We start from the raw sequence: 21,385 nt of genomic DNA, 5'->3' as shown, positions 1-21,385 counted from the left end.
TTTATGAGTTTATACCTGCGTAATTAATGCCGGTAAGACGGTGCATATCGTGGTTAAACGTTGATAAATCGTCAAAGTTGAACTTTGCCAAATCATTGTGTCCACAAGCTCGAGCAATGACCTTAATTAAATCATTGGTCGCATCAAAATAGTTATGTAATTGTTTGGCGGAAGAATCAATAATTAAACGACTTCGCAACGATTCTTTCTGTGTAGCTATCCCGACAGGGCAATTATTACTACCACAGGCACGCATCCCCAAACAGCCAATAGCCTGCAACGCGGAGTTGGAAACCGCAATAGCATCTGCACCTAACATTAAGGCTTTTCCAAAGTCTTCGGCAATACGCAAACCACCCGTAATGACTAAGGTTACATCATTTGCACCGACTTTATCTAAATAGTGTCTCGCACGAGCCAATGCGGGAATGGTAGGTACATTTATATTATCTCTTAAAATGGTGGGTGCAGAACCTGTACCTCCGCCTCTACCATCTAAAATGATATAATCGACACCAACATCTAGGGCAAACTGAATGTCTTTTTCAATATGACTGGCTGCAATTTTAAACCCGATAGGAATTCCACCCGTTCGGTCTCTTACTTTTTTGGCAAATGCTTTAAAATCTGCCACTCCATTAAAATCAGGAAAGGTTGCTGGTGAAATAGCCGTTTCACCTTGTTTGAGTCCGCGGACTTCCGCAATTTCTTTGGTTACTTTACTCCCTGGTAAATGTCCACCCGTTCCTGTTTTTGCTCCTTGGCCTCCTTTAAAATGAAAGGCCTGAACATTGTCTAATTTATCCCATGAAAAACCGAATTGTGCCGATGCCAATTCATAAAAGTATTTGGTGTTATTGGCTTGTTCTTCAGGTAACATCCCTCCTTCTCCAGAACAAATTCCGGTACCGGCCAATTCCGCACCTTTAGACAACGCTATTTTCGCTTCTCTAGAAAGTGCTCCAAAACTCATATCACTGACAAACAATGGAATATCTAATGTTAATGGTTTCTTTGCTTTAGGACCAATAACCACCTTTGTGGCTACATTTTCATGGTCTAATAAAGGTCTATTTGCTAATTGAGCAGGCAGAAATTGGATGTCACTCCACTTGGGTAAGGTGTTTCTGTCCACCCCCATAGAGGCTGAAGAACCATGATGACCTAAGTTTTTTAATCCGTTTTTAGAAAGCTCTTTTATATAGCCCGTATAAGGTTCCGTTTCTTCAGGATGTGTATCTGCATAAGCTCCTAAATACTCGTCTCTGTTAAACGGTTGTGGATTGCTAGACAGGTACTCATTTATTTCAGCTTCATCTACAAACAAAGCATCTCCTTCAATTTTGGTGGTGAATTTATGCAAGACTTCACTATTGTTGTATTCCGAAACCCCAGTATCATACCGATAATCCCATCCATGAACCCCACAAATTAAATTATGCCCATCCATATGACCGTCTGCCATTAACGCACCACGATGTAAACATCTACCATAGAGCACGGAAATATCATCGTCATACTTAACTACGACAAGATCTAGGTCATTGACCTGAGCGGCGAATGGTTTTTTGTCTTCTAATTGGGCTAATTTTAAAATTTCAATAGGATTTTTCATTCTTGGTTGTTGATTTTTAAAGGTTATGCTAAAAAGGTTGCTGATACTAGTATTGAAAATACGCAAACACGTACTTGTACGACGTAAGGTCTAAAAAGTAGACGTGGACTCCACGTGAACCTGACAACAGGTGTAAAAAAAAAGTAAAATCCGACGTCAGAAAGTGGTTTTACTCCTTGTAAAATACGAAAAAAATGGGAGATCTATGTAGTGACAAAAACTATAAAACGAAAGGATCTACTAATGGTGTGGTTAATAATACAATCTAAAATCAAGCATTTTACAAAGATTGTAATGCTTTTGATGTAATTCTTCAACAACTTCAAACATATCATCTTCTTCTTTAAATAGACTAAAAAATGCTTTGTCTAGCAATAAACTTGGTATGGTGTTAAGGTCAACGCCATAACCAGAAATTGCACGTGCTCCGGTAACTGCCAAGAAATATTGAGCCTCTTCATCGTCTAAATCTAATACTTTTGCATTCGAAAAATGTAAAATTTTACCGGCTAACTTTCCTTCAAAAATTTCTGCAATCTCTTGTAAACTATAGAAATAGTCATTTAAACAAATATTATTTTCTTCCCCTTTCAATACAAAGTAGATGATTTCATAGTTTTTGAAATTATGATCATCGTACACCAAGGCATTTAAACTTTCTTCGAGACCTTCAATGGTGTCGCAGGTTTTATAAATACTATTTACCCCATGCTGCAATGCCAATTGTTCTAGATGCACTAGCACTTCGGTAGCGTTGGTGGTTTCTATATCTGCAACTCCTTCTAAACAGAAAATAAATTTATCTGAATCGTCGAAGTTTTGTTGTGGTAACTCTCGTTTTGCTAACAAATTTTAGTTTTTTTATTAGGTATCGTTTTACAAATTTACGAACATATTTTACTTTAAAATAATTGAATCAATTTCTAATGTAAAAGCTTCTGCTTTTTTATTTCCTATTAAAAAGGCTATTTCTTCAATACTTTCTTTATCATAATTTGATGCTTGGAGCTTACGACCTCTAAATGCGGGATACATATCCGATAAGGAGATTTCAATGGTTTCCCAATCTGTTGTGGTGGTAAACGTTGCGATATACGAGTAATATTCAGAAGCCTTACTTTTTACTCTGAATTGATAGGTTTTTCCATCACCCTTAACTTTCAACATAATTTTGGAATATGATGTTGTGCTTATGTTATCAAAATTATACCGCAAAGAAGAGAACCCGCCATTGTTTTCTAAGGAAACACGTCCTTTAAAAACGCCATGTCCGGCTTCATTTACTTGAAATGATCCTGAAGACCGGCCGCCCATCACCACATCATCTACAATTTTCCAATTGCTGGTGTCGCTTTTTGTACTAAAGTCAAAAATGGTTGTTGTTTGCATGGTTATTAGTAGAATTGTAAGTAAGAGTATATTTTTCATAATTGTTTCTCATTAAGATTATCCATCATAATAGCCTAAGTCTAAAAATTCAATTTTTGAATCCATCATCTTAGTGATGAACTTTTTATTGGCGAGATAGTTCTTGTCTTTATTAAATTTTATAAAATGACCATTGGCATGAATGCTGAATGTTTTTGTGCGATACACCACCAAACGGTAATAGGGAATGATCCACGAATTGCGATCTAGTCGATTTGTAAAATGGATAATTATGCCATTAGGCCTTAATTCGATATTTGCAAAGTTATCATCTATCGTTTGTAAATGTATAGGTTGTAGTTTTGTGCTCAATTCTTTAATGATCAATCTGCTGGAACCCACGCCGCCCCTCTTTATCTTTTCCAACAAAGAAAAAGCGTTGCCCACTAATTCTATGCTCTTTGCTGTATAGGCTTTATTTTTATGACTTGTGTTAAATAACATTTTCGTTCTTTTTGTTTAACATTCTATTCGTGTATGCATTTTACGGGACGCTATGATAGCCGTTATGCGTTTAGCGTTTGCAAATAGGTTTCTCCATTCGCTATATGCAGTTGTTGTTTCTCCTCAGGCTTTTTATCAAACATACGCACCAACATGCCTAATCTAGGGTTTGACAAAAAGAAATCGCGATGTGTATGCATGAATCGCCAAAAAAGACCATCCCAGGTCGCTTGCCACTCCCCTTTTTTATAGTTGCTCATTTTCATAATATAGTTACTGCCACTGATATACGGTTTGGTTGCCATTAAGCCACCATCGGCAAATTGACTCATTCCATACACATTGGGCACCATAACCCAATCGTAGGCATCAATAAAGAGTTCCATAAACCATTGGTACACTTCATCAGGATCAAATTCGCAAAGCATCATAAAATTACCCAATACCATTAAGCGTTCTATATGATGGCAATATCCTGTTTTCAATACTTTTTTAATAGTACGGTCAATAGGTACGATTCCCGTAGTTCCATTATAAAAGGAAGCAGGAATTTTCTTTTTAAATTTCCAGAAATTGGTGGTACGTTCTTCACTACCTCTCGCTTCGTAAACTCCTCTTATAAATTCTCGCCATCCTATAATTTGACGCACAAAACCTTCTGTAGAATTAATGGGAATGTTGTTTTCTGCTGCATAAAGCAAACACGCCTCAATAATTTCTTTTGGGGTTATCAATCCCACATTTAGCATGGGTGTTAATACGCTATGGTTGAGTATGGAATTTTCATCAACAATGGCATCTTCATAGGCTCCAAATTCCATAAAACGCTGTTCAAAAAATTGATGGAGCCATACTTTTGTCGTTTCAAAACTGGTTGGATAGAGCGAATGCTCCGTCAGACTTCCTAAATGATGCGAGAAATGTGTTGAAACATACGTTGTAGCCTCTTTATAATAGGCATCAACATCAGGGAATTGAATGGCTGGCGGTGTTTTTTTTGCAGGATATTTCTTTCTGTTTTCACTGTCAAAGGTCCATTTTCCGCCAACGGGACTCCCATCAGCATCTATTAAGATCTTTCTGTTTTTACGTTGCTCCGTGTAAAAGGTACTTTGATGGTATTTCTTCTTACCCTTTTTAAAAAATGGATTTAGGTCTTCTTTTGAATTTAAAAATAATAGCGATTTATATTGTGTTGCGGTGATACCACATTCACGTAGGCCCTTATCTAATCTTTTTTGTAGCCAATTATCTGTCGGGTCTATATAGTTGATATGGGAGATGCCTTTCCGTTTTAATTCAGGAATTAATAATCTAATATCTGAAATGTCTTCCGTAGCTTCTATATAAATTACTTCTCTGTTGTTGTCTTTCTGAAGAAAATCGGCATAGCGTTTCATGGTTGCTCTATGAAAGGCTATTTTCTGCTTATGGAAGGGATACTGCTTAAAGAACAAATATTCTTCTACGAGATATATAGGAGCATCGGTCTCCAATAGTGGCGACTTTTCTACTAATTGATGTGGAAAGATTATATGTATTTGTTTCATTTATTTGATCTACAACGTTTACTACAATACTTAACTTCAGCCCAATTCTTTTCCCATTTTTTACGCCATTGAAATGGTCGTTTACAAACCAGACATATTTTTTCAGGCAGGTGTTGTTTTTTCATGGTCTCGCATCGTATTTTTCATCTTTTCTTTTCAATAGCAAAGCCTTTTTGTAGAAATGATTCCTCTAGAAATATAAGGCGATACATAGCTTACCGAACCATTGCTATAGTTCCGCGTTGCACCATACGAAACAGGGTCGATAGTGCGAACACACTGCAAGATGTCTGCATATACAGTGGGGAAAACAATATCTTGATGTGCTATTGGTTCCATTTACCGTTTACTAATTTTGTTGCCCGATATGGCTCTTTGCCTTGTACATTTAAAACGTGTAATTTCTGAACTGCGTTTTTTTAAATGTTTTTGACTCACACCACTATTTACACGTTTCCGCCAGCGTTTAAAACTGGATGTTTTCAAGTAGCCACGCATTACTTTTATCACCTCTTTTTCTGGTAAGCCAAATTGAAATAAGATGGCTTCAAAAGGGGTTCGGTCTTCCCAAGCCATTTCAATAATACGGTCTAACTTCCGTTCTGTAAATTGTGATACATCTGCCATATTAGTATTCTAATTTTTCCCAAATTTGGTCTGCATTCAAATAAAAACTCCCCATACAATTAAAGTTACATTCTGTTGGAGCAATGATGGAAAGAAAAGTGGTTTCGTTTTCTCTTTTGTATAAATGATAGATTTCGCCAATGATGGGCTCAAAATTAAAGGTTGCCTGAAAAATGAGCTTGTTGTACTCAAACTCTTCCAGCATTTGATCATATTCCGCTTTTAGCTCTGCATATTTTGCCGCTACCTTCTGATTTATCTTATTGATGCTCCTGTTTTTCCAAGCAATAGTATCTGTGGTCGTTATTACCGGTGCACCCACATTCGTAGCATAGGGTTTTAATGCCGCATCATATTTTTGAGTGGTGGTATTAAAAACTACATTATCTGGTTTCTTATCTTTTTTCATTGTATTTCAATGCGTATAAACATACATTCAACTACAAATATACAAAATGTTTAACTAATGTTAATATAAGTTAAACAAAATATAAATACGTTTGTAATTAAAACCAATTTAGCATACCATCGAAAACGTGTATTCAATGTAATGTAGTAGATAAAACCTAAAGAAAATAATTTTTATAATAGACCTAATGTAACATGGATTTTAATTTTGAAAGAATTCCGCACCATTTTCACCAACAAAAAATACGTCTCCATTGGTATCGACAACTTTAACCAGTTTAAAACCGTCTACAGTTTCATGCATAAGATCAATTTTAGCATATTTGGTCTCTGTGATTTGTTTAACTTGATAACCACTATTTAAGAAAACACCATACTTATTATTTGCCTTTACGATATAAAAAGGTTCCTCTACATTTTTATATATGGCATCGTATTCAAAAGGAATGACCACATTATTTTTCAATTTCACATAATTGCCAGTACTTTTACTCATCACTAAGCCCCACTTATCATCTTTTTTTACGATATACAAATGTCTGTACGGCTGTACCTTTAGCGTTCGTAAGTAAATGGATGCTACATCAATGTCTTCATATTTATTTTCTAGTAGTGTTTCTCCTTTTAGGTTGATAGCACCCCATTTATTTTTGCGTTTAACGACAAAGCAATCTATGTCCCAGTGTTTAGGATTTATAGAGTCGTATTTTGCCTCAATGGTATTGGTCACAATTCCTAAATAACTGGACCCTCTAGTTCTTTTCGCTGTAATAATCAATCCTTTTAATTTTTTTTTATGGATGGTTTCGAACTTGGGATATTCATTTTTTCTAGCCACAGTAAAAGGAAGATCAATATCAAAACCGTTATTTTCATCATCCATTTTTCTTTTTTCTAAAAGTTCGCCGCTACGGTCATAGATATACACATCACTATTTTTTTGACATATAAAACGACGTTGATAATCTTGATATTCAATGTTGTCGTAAGAAATTTCAAGGAATGGATTTTGTATCGAATTAGCAACATTGTATACTCCATAAAGGTCCTTTTTTTTAACTATAAAAAAACCAGTATTGATGTATTCTATGTGCTGAAAATCTGTATCCAGTAGATTATTTCCATTCTTATCTATTATTCCGTATTTCATATTCTTTTCTACAATATATAGGGAATCTGCAATGAGCTTCGCATTACTTAATGCTATGGGAACTATATTTTTCCCATTTTTATTGATGAATCCGAATACCTTGTTTTTGTACACTTTGGACAGGTTGTTTCTATCAAAAAAGTGGACGGTATCGTACTGGGCTTCAATTATAATTTCTCTATTCACATCCGAAAAACCCCAAGAACCCTTATTTTTGAAAGGAATTAAAGGTTCTTCCACCTGACTATAGGTACATTGAAAAAAGAGGAGTAATGCGAGTGATACTATTGATTTCATAGGTGTTTTTACTATATTTTATGTTTCGTATAGAAACAAACTACTTGTTTTTCCTTCTTTTAAAAAGAAAGAAATTATATAAAATCAAAAGTAAGAATTGCTACATAATTTAGGGTGTGTTTTAGCAGTTAAGTGAAGATAAAATCTATAAAAGGTATAACACGCCTACTTAGCCTGGTGTTTTATAAAGAATGTTACTTCTGTGATACTATTTTTTAGTATCCGTTGTGAAGCTATGTTGCGGATTTTTGGGTTCGCTTCTATTTTACAAATGGGAGCTTTCTATAATTGAAAATGATTATTTCATTCAAACCACATTTCTTAAAAAAAATAGGATAACGAGGTGTTAAAAACCTGACTTGTAGTTGTAAAATATGAAAAAAGAGGAATACTACATTTGCTATGTAAGTTTAAAATTTTTAAAACAAAAATCGATTCCTTCATTCACAATTTCACTTAAAAGAAATTTCAATTTAAGTCATATTAATCTTTGATCTAAAGTAATTATATACTTTTTATCCTTAGTATTCACAGATGAGTTCTCCTTATTATGTTTAATGCAAAATTTATATGCCTCTTCTCAAAAATCTTCTTTTCCTTTCTAAATCACCATTTTTTAAGGCATTCTCGATATTTCTTTTAACTTGATTTTTAATTGGAATTGTTTCTATACCCAGTTCAGATTTTTCTATTATTGATAAAATATTTCGCCAATCGGACGCTTGAATATCTCCTATAATTACATTTCCAGAATATGTACCGCCATTACCTCTCCACCATATATTAGAAAAAACATTAACATCTTGGTTCAAAGAAATGTGCTGAATTAAAATATCGTTGAAAATCCTTTTCATTTCCCCGCGTACAATATCAACAACAATATTAACTTTTTTATAATCATCACAATTAATTCGAGCATATTTAATTAAAAATTCTTCTGCTTTATTTTCATATCCTAGAGGAATAGCATTAAAAAACGTATTACAATAATGATTTGACATTCCGAAATAGGGTTCTTTCTCTACAAAAAAATCAAATACCTTGGACATTACATTTTCAATATCATTCACGCTCCAAATAAATCCAAATTTTCTATTTTCTCTCGGAATACTAAATTGGTATTGAGATTTAATTGCTTGAACATATTCTATAAGAAAGTTTGAGTCAATTTCTAAAATTTTAAGAAAGCCATTTCCTTTATAATCAAAGTTTGATTGTAGCAGGTCTTGCTGGATATAGGATTGTTTGATTAAATTAAGATCATCTCCTAATTCTTCGAAATACTCTTCAAAAAAAGACATCCATATTTTAATATCAGCACCATTAATATTTTGTTCAAGAATAGTTGACAATATTATTTTAAATAAGTTAGGTTCAATCTTTTTAAATCTTGCTATTTTTTCGAAATGCGAGATATATGTTCGTTTAGTATTTTTAATTGTTTCTATGAAAAAATTTAAATATTTTTTGGATACTAAATTATCACTTAACCTATCAAGAAAAGACAGCTGCCATATAGGCTTTAAATCAAACTGATTCTCAGAAATTATACTCCAAATTTTATCGGCGATATGATTTTTGGTCAATTGATTGGTAAAAGCTACATTGGGAATAAAATTTTGTATTTTATTCTCCTTTATAACTAGTTCTAAGAAAAAGAGTCCAATTTCAAAATTATGATTGAAGTTTTCATCAATAATGATATCTAAAACCTTTGAATAATTCCAATCATTACTTGAAAATGTTCTTATATAAACGAATTTTTTATAAAACTCATCCACCTCATGGGAATCTTCAAAAACAAAAGATTTTCTTATTTCCAATTCTTTTAAAACATCATATTCTGTTAGGTTATCATATTCATACATTTCTTTATCTCGAAACTTATCCCAATCAATTTTTAAAGAAATTTCATATAATTCATTTGTGAATTTTGATTTTAAGTATTGGAGTTTTGGATGTTTAATTTTACATATTTTTAACCATTTAATTTTATCTTGAACATAATTAGCATGCTCAAACGATTCTGTATTTAGGTGTTTTTCTATTATGTTTATAAGGAATTTCAAATCAAATTCTAAAATTTTTTTGACAATATCTCTTGGTGAATCTTTTAGACTTTTTAGAACATCAAATGAAAGTTGTGGATTTTCTTCAAAATTATTATTAATTGTTTCCCAAAGATTTTTGCGAAATAATTTAATCTCAGGACTATTTTCCAGGTAATAATCATAGTGATAAAAAGAATTGTTTCTTCCCCTTTTGAAATGATGAAACTTATACTGTAAAAAAGTCTTACTTAGCTCAAGTAGAATTTGAATGTAATAGTTTCTTTCAATTTTAAGTCCATTAATTAATATTTTAAACAATGAAACTTGTCTGAAATAAGCAATTTGATAATCGTTTTTATCAAATGTTAGCGTACTTACTATTTTATATATTAAATTTGATAAGAGTTTAGGTTTTTTTCTAACATATAATAGAGAAAGTTCAATTGCTTCTTTAAGATTTGAAGTATTGTAAAAATAATTTCCTAATAATTCAATTATTTCATCTCCTTTATGTGAAAACTCATTATTCGAATATGTTACCTTAAACTTTTCAATTTCTGGTTGTGAAATATGTTTTACGGAGTTTAAAACATATTCAAGTGTTTCATCTTGAAGATAAAACCAAAAAGTATTTAAAAATTTTATATTTAGATTTTCTTTATTTAATGAAATTAACTCCCTCCAATATTCTAATAAATGAGGTTTTAATTTTTTCATTACTCTTTCTGGACCAAAGGTGTTATTTGCAGGAATAACAGTGTCGCTAAATCTAAATATATTCTCAAAGAAATATTTTTGAAGCAAAGTTTTAAAGGACAATAAATCATCTTTTATAAAACTTCTGTAGAAGAAATAGGTTGATAAGTTTTGTTCTGGTATTTTTACATTCTCATATTGAATTTCAACAAGTTCAAGTCTATCTAGATTATCAATTACTTGTATAAAATCATCATATGTGACATTGAAGGTTTCCAAAATTTTCAAAGTTGTATCCTTATCTTTAAATGGAATAGTATAAAAGAATGATATTATTCCAAGACATTTTAAGTTTAAGTCATTAGAAAATTGCCCATCGTCCTTTATAAAAGTTGAAAAATACTTTTCAAATAAATCTGAAACATCTGATAAAACGGTTATATCCTGTTTTTCTTTAGCTAAAAGAGCGGTCATAATTGCTATTCTAGGATTTCCCTCGGCTATTCGAACAATCTCCTTTTGATAATCCGTGTTACTAATACTTAATGGTTCAGCCTCCAGTATCTTCTCAATTTGTTCATCAGAAAATTTATTAAGATCGATCCTTATTGGATTATATTCTTGACTTAGTTTTTCAATTTCTTGAAAAGCATAATCTCTAACGGTCGTAATAATTTTAAAATTTCCATTCTTATGAGATTTATAAAATCCTGTTATTTGATTAAAAGCATCTATTCGATTAGCATCATCAACGAACAAAATATAGTTTTTATCTGAATCAAAATATTGGTATAAATCCTCTAACAATGAATGATGTTTGTATGAAATGCAATAAGCACTAAAACTTGGATTTTCTTTTACAAATTCCCTTATTGCCTCTATTGCCAATTTTGTCTTTCCAACTCCTGGTGCTCCAGTTAAAATTATAAAGTCATTATTACGAAGGGCTTTTTTTAGCTCTTTTAATTCATCGACTCTGTGTAGAAATTTATTATTTAATGGAGTAGCAATACCATTCGAAATACTATTGTATTCTTTTATAAACTTATCTATTGAAATTATTTGGCCTGTGTCAATAGGGATTTGTAAATATCTCTTGGCTAAATCCCTGTGTTGTAAACTTAGTTCCAAAGCTAAACTATCCAATGTGTAAATAGTTAACCTAATACTGGTATTCTCTAATAAAGAACGTAATGTTTCAATTTCGAAAACTTTTAAGTGAAAATTTACACAAATAATAATTTCAGAAATAATAGCAATATCAATTCCTGTTTTTTTATTATCCAGACACTTATCAATATCATCTTGTAACTTGTTAATGCCTTGGGTTTTATTAGTTGAATATTCTACAAATATATATTTACCATTGGGTAATAAAAGAAAAGAATCTGGTGTGCCTTTTATTGTTTTTTGATTACCTTTTTGGCTACCTGTTCTAGAAAATGCGGAGTAATTATTATTTCTTAATAAGAGAAAACTGTCACATAATTCTTGAAATACGGCACCGTTAATAGCAGAAAGTGCATTTTCTATATTTTGAAGTTTACTCATTATTATTCACAATGTTAAAAAGCTCTTCTCTAATTAAAACACGAAGTTCATCACTATTCTTGTAAATAAGAAATCTTTTAGATTTTATATCTACTGGTAGATTTTCAGGTTCGCTAGAAATCAATATTACAGGTTTATCAAGAGCTTGAGCTATTCCAAGTTCATATAATACATTAGGGTTTCTACCATTAATATTGGCAATTATCAAATTTGCTTTTACTATTAATTTAAGCATTTCTGGAAATATATCACTCTTAAAATAGTTTTCATCTCCTCTAAAAGCTTTGAACCCTATTGATAAACAGACCTCTTTAATAACGTTATATTCATTCTGATATCTATTATGAAAAGGTGTCAGTATAAAGACTAGTTTTTCATCAATTTTTAAATCATTCTCCTTAATTCCATTTGATTTTAAAAATTCAGTTAATTGTATTTTCGATCTTTCCGTAAGTGGAGAATCGTTTTTAATATACTCATCTCGTAACAGCAAGTGATTTACATCTCTCCATCTTTCTTCGTTTAAGACTAATCTATCATTTATGTTATACATCTGAGATTCGAGCGATTTACGAATACCTTCTAATTCAGCTCTTTTTTTATCATCGTTATATTTTGAAAGTTTTGACCTTTTGGCAATTATATATGCTATCAATGCTATTAAAGCACTAACTAAAGCAAGTGAAATTATATATATATATTCTTTAATCATTTGTTCTCTATCTTTTGATTATTTGTTGTGTTCTGAATCAAGTTTTTCTATTTTTTCAACTCCATCAATAATTAAATCTACAGATTTTTTAATTGCATAACTTGAAACAAACAAATTAATCGCTAAAATAATTGGCCAAAAATATTTTACCTTTTTTAAATAATAAATTATTGTAATTCGCCAAAGTGCTACAACTAATATGGCAACAGCAATTCCTGCGAAACAAAAGAACAAACCGTTTGCTTGATTTTCTGTTTTTGATAAGGTAAAGGCAATTGAAAATGATAATGCAAGAAAAATAATATCAACAGGTAGTTCGCACAAAGCTTCAATCAAACTGGGTGTTTCAATGTTCCTTCCAATAAAAAGTTTTAACAAGAAACCAATTAAAAGTAGGGTTATCGGTAAAATAATATTTAAATGAGCCATTCTTCTAAATTTAATCAAAGATAAAAAATTTACAATAGGTTAAATATAAAATACTGAAATAGACGAGAAGATTTTGTGCACTTATTAAATTCCGAAAAGTTCCTAACTTAATTTTTTTTAATATTTAAGAACGCAGTACATATTGACAATAAAATCTCAAAAATTCCCACCTCAATAAATTCCACAAAAACGATGTTTAGCATAGAAATACCCTTAACTTTGTTACTCGTTTTTATCCTTAAATTGAAATATTATGAAAACAACAGTTTTTCTCCTCGTATTTACAGCATTCACACTATGTATAACTTCCTGCAAAAAGGAAGTAAAAGAACAAACCCGTATGGAACGTGTAATGGCGGTTCATGATGAGCTAATGCCCAAAATGAGTACCATCGGTAAGTTATCAAGTGCCTTAGAGCCTAAAATTGATACTACTGCAACAGGTGCCACCTACAAAGTTGCCAAAGATTCGTTGGTACATGCCTATGATTTTATGATGGAATGGATGAAAGACTTTGGCGATAAATTTGATTCAGAAGAAATCTTAGAAGGCAAAGCCTTAACTCCAGAAAAAGAAGCCTTACTTTTGGAACAAGAGGAAAAAGTGCAACAAATGAAAGACATGATGCTCGGTAGCATTGCCAACGCAGAAGCCTTGTTGGCAAAAGAAAACTAAGATTTCAATACAATTTTTGAAGGGGAAGTGGTACCACTACTACTCCCCTTTTTTTAAGACTTCTGGGCCTACTCGTTTTTTATCGGCATGTTTAATGCCTTCCTTCATCCATAAAGGAGCAACACTATCTTTTAGGTAGTGATCAAAATATTGCTTCATCCGGATTTGAAAATCTTTTTGGTTTTCCTCTTTACCTAAGTGATGTGGTTCATCTGGATACGACAATAAAATAACCTCTTTACCGAGTCTTCTTGCTGCGGAATAAAACTCTAAACCTTGGTTCCAATCTACCGCTCCATCACTAGTACCGTGTAAAATCAAAAAAGGTGTATTGATGTTTTTTGCCTGATGCACTGGCGATTGACTTTGATACAATGCTAAGTTTTCATACGGACTCACACCCATTCTACCCTGAGACCATTCTAAAATGGGACCATTTAAACTCCCTGAGCGTTTGTAGGCAATATTGTACATACTCACCAAATTGGTTAACGGAGCACCGGTTACTACGGTTGCAAACATATCGGTTTGGGTAACAATAAAGGAAGATTCATAACCACCCCAGCTATGCCCTTGCAAGCCAATATGGTCTGGATCTGCATAGCCCAATTTAATCACTTCTTTTGTGGCACTGGTAACATCATCTAAAGCGGATGAACCTGGTAACCCTTCATCAAAAACGATATCTGGCATTAAGACCAAATACCCATTGCTGGCATAAGCAGACATATGTGGTCTGTCATCATACGTAGGCATTGAATACAGGTGATGTCGGTTAGACATTTTCTCGTAGAAATACACAATCATAGGGTATTTCTTTGACGAATCATAGTCCGCCGGTAACGCCAACGTAGCTTGTAGTTCATGTCCGCGTTCATCGGTATAATCTACCAATACTCTTTTGCCCCATTTAAAATCGGCTTGTTGCGGATTTGCATTCGTAATTTTTTTGGGTCTTTTAAAGGCCAGGTTAGATGTCCAATAATCAGGAAAATCTACAAAGGTCTGTTGGGTAAAGATGATGTTGTCGGTATCTTTTGCTTTGAGTACGCGTCCCATCATTTTGTCTTCATAAATCAATGCTTTTGGTTTTTTACCTGCCGTTACTTCATAATACCCTGATTTTTTGGTGCGGTCGCCATAGGCATAGAGCAATAAGGGTTTGGTAAGGTCAAATGTTTCTGCTTCAGGGTCTAATTGGACTAATCGAAAGCGGATTTTCCCTTCAGTGCCCACACCTTGCGTAAGGTTTGATACAGCTTCTGAATTCAGTGAGATGATCCATATATCGAACTTGTGATTTAAGAGTAAGGTTTCCCCATCTTTTGACCATCCGGCAATGCCATAAGTAGGTTTTTCAACGGGTATGTCATACTCTTCATTGGCAAAATTGATTCCTGTGCGTTCCGTTAAATTAGATAGCGTTCCGTTAGCAAATTGATAGCCCATTACCGCACCGTCTTTAGAAAACAGTGCCCATTCACCATTGGGAGATATTCCCATATTCCGCAACACCTTTTTGGCGATTAACTTTTTAGCTCCTGTTTTGGTATTGATGCTGTATAAATCAGTATAGCCTCGAACCATAGTAAGATCTTTACGGTATAAGGTATCTACACTACCTACAGCCCAATCTGACTTTTTACTGACCGTTACCCTAGGCATCTCCTCATTCTCTAAGGGGATAAATTTTTTGCTGTCCAAATTTAATACCGCGGTAAATGTTGCCTTTTCATCTTGCTTGGCTTGTACCGCTTGCCGAGACTGAATGCGTTCATCTTTATAGTGCCAAACATCTACATCTGCCTTGAGTAAATCGTCCTTCTTAATAACGTCTTTTTGGGCCTTAACACCGAAGGTAATTTGTGTTCCAGCTTTATTCCAAGTAAGCTTTCCATAATCACAAATAGTCAATGGTTTAGGAAAATTTGCATCTCCTTCCGGGGAATATATATTTGGTATAATAGCAGTGGTCATTCCCGAGGATAAATTGGAGGTGTAATACAGCTTGTTTTCACGTTCTACCAGTGTGTCTATTTTGGTCCCGAATAGGGCTGCCAATCGATCTCCTTTTTTATTCCATGTCATTTGAGCATAGGTAAATTTACCCGTGTGCAATGGATAGGTACGTAAGGTGTTTAGGTCGATAAGAAAGAGTCCGTTACCATCATCTTCATTAGCATCAACCACATAAGAAAAGAGCGTGCCTTCTTTGTTAAAAGCATAGTTGGCTACATTACCAATATTTAGGGTAATGTCTTTGTTTAGGTCTTTCAGCAACACATCACTTCCTTTATGATCTGCCTTCTTATCCATCGGATTTTTTTGAATGGCGATAAATTGAGACGTCTTTGAAAAATGATAGCCTTTTACATTTTTCACCTCAGAAACTTTGTTGGATTCGAGGTTCAACAGTTGTAAGTCGCTAAGTATAGGTTTTTTAGCTTCCTTAAGCTTTTCAACCGCCTTTTTTGTGGGATTGACCAAATAGGCTACCCATTTGCTATTGGCAGAAAACGCTACTTGTTTTCCGTTGATAGCGGTACGTAAGGTATCGCCTTCTGTTTTTTTAATATGTAAGGTGGCATCGCCTTCATTGGGTACATAACTAAAGGTAACCCAGTTTCCATTGGGTGAAATGGCGGTATTGGTAATTTTATTCCATTGGGCATAATCGTCTAAGCTTAATGGTTTTTTAGTTTGACCAAAACTGACGAGGCTACACATGAGTAGGCCAAGAAATAAGGAATAGGTACGATTATGGTTTAGGGTGTTCATAACGAAAGGGTTAGATTGATTGAATTCAAATTTACTATTTTTTATTTTCTTGCAGCTTTAAACTCACTATCCTCATACCATTTTGGGAAATGAGTCTCATTTCCTAATTTTAAGCCAACATTAAAAAATAGTTGTAAATCTGACTGAATACCGCTCAATTCAAAGGTGTTGGCATCGTAATTATCTGCTGGTTGATGGTATTTAAATTCTCCATAATTATCATTAAACGCTTTCACTTCTGCAATGCTATGATTAAATCCTTCATAAGTACCCGCAGCGTACAACGCAGGAATGCCAATTTTAGCAAAATTAAAATGGTCTGATCTGAAGAAACCGCCCATTTCTGGCGTTGGATCTGGTATGATGTACCTGTTTTGTTCTTCAGCTGCTGTTTTTGCGTATTCATCCATTTCGGACTGACCAAATCCAGTAATGGTTAAATCTTTCATTTTTCCTAGACTAGCAATAGCATCCATGTTTATATTGGCAACCGTTTTTTCTGGGTCAAATATAGGGTGTGCGGCATAATAGGCAGAACCTAATAAGCCTTGTTCTTCTCCCGTTAATGCGATAAAAACTATAGATCGCTTAGTAGGTTTACGCTTCTTAAATGCTTCTGCTATGGCTAATAAACCGGCTGTTCCTGTAGCGTTATCTACGGCTCCATTGTAAATAGAGTCTCCATCTACCGCTTTACCTACGCCTAAATGGTCCCAATGTCCAGAATAAATGATGAATTCCTCTTTTTGATCCGTACCAGGAATCATAGCGACAACATTTTTAGAAACGTCCTTTTTAATGTTATTCTGAATCCCCACCGAAACGTTTACGTCTAGTGGAATCGGTTGAAAATCTTTGTTATGAGCAATGGTTTTATAATCTTGCCCTTTCATGGTGGATATATCAAACAATTTTTGAGCACCGGCACCACTAATCCAAGTTTCAACATCTACCAATGGAGCATCACTTTCAATGACCAATTTGGCACCACTCCAACTCGATTCAATTACGTTCCACCCATATGAAGCAGGTTCCGTTTCATGAATGATAATTACGCCAGCCGCACCTTGTCGTGCTGCTTCTTCATATTTATACGTCCAACGACCATAATACGTCATGGTGTTTCCTTTAAACAAGGTGGAATCTCCTGATTTAAATCCCGGATCGTTAATTAACACCACAGCCGTTTTTCCTTTCCAGTCAACACCTTCATAATCATTCCAACCATATTCGGGAGCAACAATGCCGTAACCCGCAAATACCAATTCGGAGTTTTTAAGGCTAACTTCGGGAATTGTTTTATTTGTAGTTGCTACAAAATCTTTTAAATAGCTTAAATTAAAACTTTCATTACCATTGGTAAATGTCATGTTTTCAGTGGGTTTGCCTATAATTTCTACCATAGGAACATCTTGGAAATAGCTCTCGCCATTTCCTGGTAAAAGGCCTAATTTTTCAAATTCATCTTTTAAATAGTTTACGGTTTTTACTTCACCTTCCGTAAATGGTCTTCTGCCTAAAAATTCATCTGATGCTAAGCGTTCCATGTGCTTCGCAATGGTGGTTTGAGCAACTTCAACACGATCTGTGTTTGATTCCTTGTCATTTTTACAGTTGCTAAAAAGCACTGCTAGTACTAGAATTTTTAAATAATTTTTCATTGTTGTTAGGTTGGTTAGATGTTGGTTTTAGAAACTAAAGATAAGATTTATTATTTACCCTCGATTATTGCTGATTATTCAATAGCTACAAAGGGTTTCTTTATTTATTCTTCTGCTTATGAGACGTCGTCTTTATTAGAAGTATCATTTTTATAGTTACGCCAGATCTTGAAAAGCCGTACACCCAACCTCGCAAAGAGGATGATGGCAATAACCATTACAATATTGAAGCCGTCCATTGGGGGTTTTTGTTATTTTTTACGTGCAATCAATAAAAGGGAATCGTTGTCATCAAATTCTTTATATTCTTCGACTGATAAAATTTCAAAATATTTTCGAAACGCTTCTGAAAGAGACATTACGCTATGATAATTAACAAAAAGACCTTTGAAAATTTCAGAACCTTCACCTTTCCAAAAAGAATGACAAATGATGCCATTTAAATTTAGAATTTCGTTTTGTTTTCTCACAGATTCGATTAATTCGTCATCTTTTAAATGATGCATTACTTTGTTTGAATAAATTCCATCAAATTTCATTTCCGTTTTTAAAGAAATGGCATCTAATTCAATGAAATTGCCATCAGGATTTTTACTTACCAAATGATTCATAAATTCACTTGAATTATCAGAACCAGTGACCTTATAAAATTCGTTTAATATTTTCCAATCTGTTCCAGGACCAGAACCAATTTCAAGTAGTGATGATTGTAGAGTTAAAACCTGTTTAAGTTTTTCAATAAAAGGCTGTCCATCAAAATTTTTTGCCAATTTAATATATTCTTCAACAGATTCTTTTGTTTTATAATAATCTCCCATATATGAATTTCAAATGAATTACAGCAATTATATTAACATCATCCTTTTAAGACGCTACTATTTTAGTAATTAAGGTCTTGTATTCTTGAATATCCTTTTTATATTTCTTTTGTAAATTAAGCCATGTTACTACAATTCCTATAGCTAATAGTAATGCACCCAGTATATACATGAACGTACTACTGTCGCTGCTGCTTATTTTTAAGATGATCGCAATTAGAAAAGCAAAACCCGTTAACATACTTGAAAATATCACCAATTTCATTAATAAGTATTGCTTAAAAGAAATTTCAATATGGGTTTCATTTTCAGTAGCTTTTAAAATCTTTCCAATTACAATGATCTTATTAATGGACATAAGATAAAATGCATATAGACCTTGTTTTTGTAATGTAAATGTTGCGGAATCACTTTTACTAGTATCCATAGCAAAAGCAAACCTGTCAACAGAGCCCAATGAAGCATCTAGTTTCTTAACAACTTCTTGGATATCACTTTTTACTTGAAAATTCCATTTTTTCATATGATCGTTTTAATATTTGATAAGGGTACTACTGTACAATTACAAGGTACGCCTATCTCAACTCCTGCATATGCTACTTTTTTACATACTTCAAAAACGAAACTGTAATCACCTTTATTGACATCTTGATTTTATTCAATTCTTTTACCCTCCATTTCACGCCCTCCTTGAAATAGGGTTACACTACCTATGTTGCCAGCATCATTTTTATTAAAGACTAATTGTGCATCAACTACTTTTAAATAAAATTCATTTTCAGATTTTGGAAATACATCAATTATCGATTGCCCGGTAGCTTGCGTTTTTAATTGATTTCCATCTCTAGTAACCGTAAGTATAAAGCCTGGTTGGAGTTCATATTTGCCAATATACGTATCTAAAATAGCATTGGATACCTTTACCTCCTTTACCAAATCACTTACATCGTCTCCAAGTTCCTTTAAAAAAGTGATCGCATTTTGATTATTGGGATTTAACACTACCGATTTTCTATAATTTTTAATGGCTAAGTCGTTTTTCTCTAACTTCATAAAACTTTCTCCTAAACTATCATAGGCATTTGATGATTTCGGAAATTCTTTAACAATAAGTTGAAATATTTTGTTGGCGTCTTCTACCTTATCAGCACCGATAAGTTGATACCCAATAGCATTCATTTCAGTTTCACTTAGGCTATAGTTTTCAGAATCTTTTATTGTGTTGTAATGTGTTATTCCAGCATCAATACCCTTATCTTCAATAACGGCCAATACTGCATCGGCAACCGATTTTTTAGGCATATCGTATGCTTTTCCGTGCATGATGCCTCTAATAGCTGTTGTTATATTGTCAAGTGGTGCTCCCCCTGTGTTATTAAGAAGTACAACCAAAGACTTATTAGAAGTAGTTCTAGAAATAGAAGTATTAAACCCGTTAATACCACCTCCGTGTCCGATAGCGTAAATACTATCTTTAGATTTTCCTATTTTAGAGTAGCCTACACCCCATCCATATGCATAATGGGCGTTGCCAAAAGCAGGAATAAAAGGTTTAAAGTATAGCGTCATGTATTTTTGTGGTAAAAGACTAGTGGTATATAACGCTTGATCCCATTTGTATAAATCTTCAACCGTAGAATACATAGAACCCGCTGCATAAGGAATTGACATGTCTAAATAGCGAGAATTCACATATGCTCCGCCTTCTTTTTCATATCCAGTAGCTCTGTTTTTTAAAATATCAGCATGATTATCATAACCTGTATCCTTCATGTTTAATGGGGTGAAAATTTTATCTTGAAGCATTTGTTCATAGCTTTTTCCAGACAACTTTTCGATAAGCACACCGAGAAGAAAATACCCCGAATTACTATAACTAAATTTTTCACCTGGTGTAAAATCTAATGGCTTATCAGCAAACATTTTCAGAAACGCTTCTGGAGTATAAGGATTGCGACTTTCGTCTTCCATAAATTTAGGAAATGAGGTGTAATTAGGTATTCCTGAAGTATGGGTTAGTAAATGATGACTGGTAATGATATCGCCACTGGTTTTAGGATAATCTGGAAGATAAGTAGTGATCGGTTTGTTTAAATCTAATTTTCCTTCCGCTACTAATTGTAAAATAAGCATGGCTGTAAATTGTTTGGTAATAGAACCCAAACGATGTTTTGTATTGGGTTCATTTGGAATATCCCATTCCATATTTGCCATGCCAAATCCTTTCTTATATATAACTTTTCCTTGATCGGATACTAAAACGGAACCATTAAACTTACCATACTCTTGATAGGTGTTTAAAAGTTCTTCGATTTGCTCAACTTTCGTTTGGGCAAAACTCATACCGCTTACTACTAATAAAAGTATTAAAAGGCCATTTTTAAAAGGTAAATACGTTGGTTTTGAGTTCATAATTGAATATTTTAGTTAGTTATAAAGAAGCACAATATGTTGTGTATGGCTCGGTCTAAGTTAGTGAAAGAAAATAAATTAG

At 33.4% G+C, this 21,385-nt stretch carries 18 protein-coding genes; 1 reads left to right on the top strand and 17 read right to left on the bottom strand.

What is annotated here, in order from left to right:
* Nucleotide 1: 1 nt before the first annotated feature.
* The 12 genes from FF125_RS11330 to FF125_RS11275 all read right to left on the bottom strand — a co-directional run bounded on the left by FF125_RS11330 (nucleotide 2) and on the right by FF125_RS11275 (nucleotide 12,958).
* A complete protein-coding gene (locus FF125_RS11330; RefSeq protein ID WP_138949875.1) occupies nucleotides 2-1,615 on the bottom strand; it encodes a glutamate synthase-related protein in 1,614 nt (537 codons plus the stop codon).
* Nucleotides 1,616-1,867: 252 nt separating this feature from the next.
* Complete coding sequence (locus FF125_RS11325; RefSeq protein ID WP_138949874.1) at nucleotides 1,868-2,464, bottom strand: DUF6642 family protein; 597 nt, start codon at nucleotides 2,462-2,464, stop codon at nucleotides 1,868-1,870.
* A gap of 48 nt (nucleotides 2,465-2,512) precedes the next feature.
* Entirely contained in the window at nucleotides 2,513-3,043 is a 531-nt protein-coding gene (locus FF125_RS11320) for a CIA30 family protein (protein WP_250629569.1), read from the bottom strand.
* Nucleotides 3,044-3,061: 18 nt separating this feature from the next.
* Nucleotides 3,062-3,487 carry a hypothetical protein gene (locus FF125_RS11315; protein WP_138949873.1) on the bottom strand — a complete coding sequence of 142 codons (426 nt, stop codon included), beginning with the start codon at nucleotides 3,485-3,487 and terminating at the stop codon, nucleotides 3,062-3,064.
* Nucleotides 3,488-3,549: 62 nt separating this feature from the next.
* The gene (locus FF125_RS11310) at nucleotides 3,550-5,037 is read right to left on the bottom strand and encodes a cryptochrome/photolyase family protein (protein ID WP_138949872.1); all 1,488 of its coding nucleotides are present in this window, start codon (nucleotides 5,035-5,037) and stop codon (nucleotides 3,550-3,552) included.
* The gene (locus FF125_RS11305) at nucleotides 5,034-5,162 is read right to left on the bottom strand and encodes a DUF2256 domain-containing protein (RefSeq protein WP_138949871.1); all 129 of its coding nucleotides are present in this window, start codon (nucleotides 5,160-5,162) and stop codon (nucleotides 5,034-5,036) included. Before FF125_RS11305 ends, FF125_RS11310 begins: the two co-directional genes overlap by 4 nt.
* 214 nt (nucleotides 5,163-5,376) lie before the next feature.
* Nucleotides 5,377-5,664 (bottom strand): TIGR03643 family protein, encoded by a 288-nt coding sequence (locus FF125_RS11300; protein ID WP_138949870.1) that lies wholly within the window; start codon nucleotides 5,662-5,664, stop codon nucleotides 5,377-5,379.
* A 1-nt stretch (nucleotide 5,665) separates the two neighbouring features.
* Entirely contained in the window at nucleotides 5,666-6,073 is a 408-nt protein-coding gene (locus tag FF125_RS11295; protein ID WP_138949869.1) for a DUF2452 domain-containing protein, read from the bottom strand.
* Between the two features lie 201 nt (nucleotides 6,074-6,274).
* The gene (locus FF125_RS11290) at nucleotides 6,275-7,519 is read right to left on the bottom strand and encodes a WG repeat-containing protein (protein WP_138949868.1); all 1,245 of its coding nucleotides are present in this window, start codon (nucleotides 7,517-7,519) and stop codon (nucleotides 6,275-6,277) included.
* Nucleotides 7,520-8,085: 566 nt separating this feature from the next.
* Nucleotides 8,086-11,817 carry an nSTAND3 domain-containing NTPase gene (locus FF125_RS11285; RefSeq protein WP_138949867.1) on the bottom strand — a complete coding sequence of 1,244 codons (3,732 nt, stop codon included), beginning with the start codon at nucleotides 11,815-11,817 and terminating at the stop codon, nucleotides 8,086-8,088.
* Nucleotides 11,810-12,529 carry a TIR domain-containing protein gene (locus FF125_RS11280; RefSeq protein WP_138949866.1) on the bottom strand — a complete coding sequence of 240 codons (720 nt, stop codon included), beginning with the start codon at nucleotides 12,527-12,529 and terminating at the stop codon, nucleotides 11,810-11,812. The genes FF125_RS11285 and FF125_RS11280 overlap by 8 nt, the downstream gene beginning before the upstream one ends.
* 18 nt (nucleotides 12,530-12,547) lie before the next feature.
* Nucleotides 12,548-12,958 carry a hypothetical protein gene (locus FF125_RS11275; RefSeq protein WP_138949865.1) on the bottom strand — a complete coding sequence of 137 codons (411 nt, stop codon included), beginning with the start codon at nucleotides 12,956-12,958 and terminating at the stop codon, nucleotides 12,548-12,550.
* Between the two features lie 253 nt (nucleotides 12,959-13,211).
* Here FF125_RS11275 and FF125_RS11270 point away from each other — a divergent pair, with 253 nt between their 5' ends.
* Nucleotides 13,212-13,634 (top strand): hypothetical protein, encoded by a 423-nt coding sequence (locus FF125_RS11270; protein WP_138949864.1) that lies wholly within the window; start codon nucleotides 13,212-13,214, stop codon nucleotides 13,632-13,634.
* A gap of 39 nt (nucleotides 13,635-13,673) precedes the next feature.
* Here FF125_RS11270 and FF125_RS11265 read toward each other — a convergent pair whose 3' ends face one another.
* The 5 genes from FF125_RS11265 to FF125_RS11245 all read right to left on the bottom strand — a co-directional run bounded on the left by FF125_RS11265 (nucleotide 13,674) and on the right by FF125_RS11245 (nucleotide 21,303).
* A complete protein-coding gene (locus FF125_RS11265; protein WP_138949863.1) occupies nucleotides 13,674-16,412 on the bottom strand; it encodes a S9 family peptidase in 2,739 nt (912 codons plus the stop codon).
* Between the two features lie 41 nt (nucleotides 16,413-16,453).
* On the bottom strand, nucleotides 16,454-18,073 hold the full coding sequence (locus FF125_RS11260; protein WP_138949862.1) for a M28 family metallopeptidase: 1,620 nt from the start codon (nucleotides 18,071-18,073) through the stop codon (nucleotides 16,454-16,456).
* A 251-nt stretch (nucleotides 18,074-18,324) separates the two neighbouring features.
* Complete coding sequence (locus FF125_RS11255; RefSeq protein ID WP_138949861.1) at nucleotides 18,325-18,891, bottom strand: class I SAM-dependent methyltransferase; 567 nt, start codon at nucleotides 18,889-18,891, stop codon at nucleotides 18,325-18,327.
* Nucleotides 18,892-18,937: 46 nt separating this feature from the next.
* Nucleotides 18,938-19,414 (bottom strand): DUF423 domain-containing protein, encoded by a 477-nt coding sequence (locus FF125_RS11250; protein ID WP_138949860.1) that lies wholly within the window; start codon nucleotides 19,412-19,414, stop codon nucleotides 18,938-18,940.
* Nucleotides 19,415-19,545: 131 nt separating this feature from the next.
* On the bottom strand, nucleotides 19,546-21,303 hold the full coding sequence (locus FF125_RS11245) for a serine hydrolase (RefSeq protein WP_138949859.1): 1,758 nt from the start codon (nucleotides 21,301-21,303) through the stop codon (nucleotides 19,546-19,548).
* Between the last annotated feature and the right edge of the window lie 82 nt (nucleotides 21,304-21,385).

Source organism: Aureibaculum algae (genome assembly GCF_006065315.1).
Classification (GTDB): domain Bacteria; phylum Bacteroidota; class Bacteroidia; order Flavobacteriales; family Flavobacteriaceae; genus Aureibaculum; species Aureibaculum algae.
This window is presented reverse-complemented; position numbering and strand designations above follow the sequence as displayed.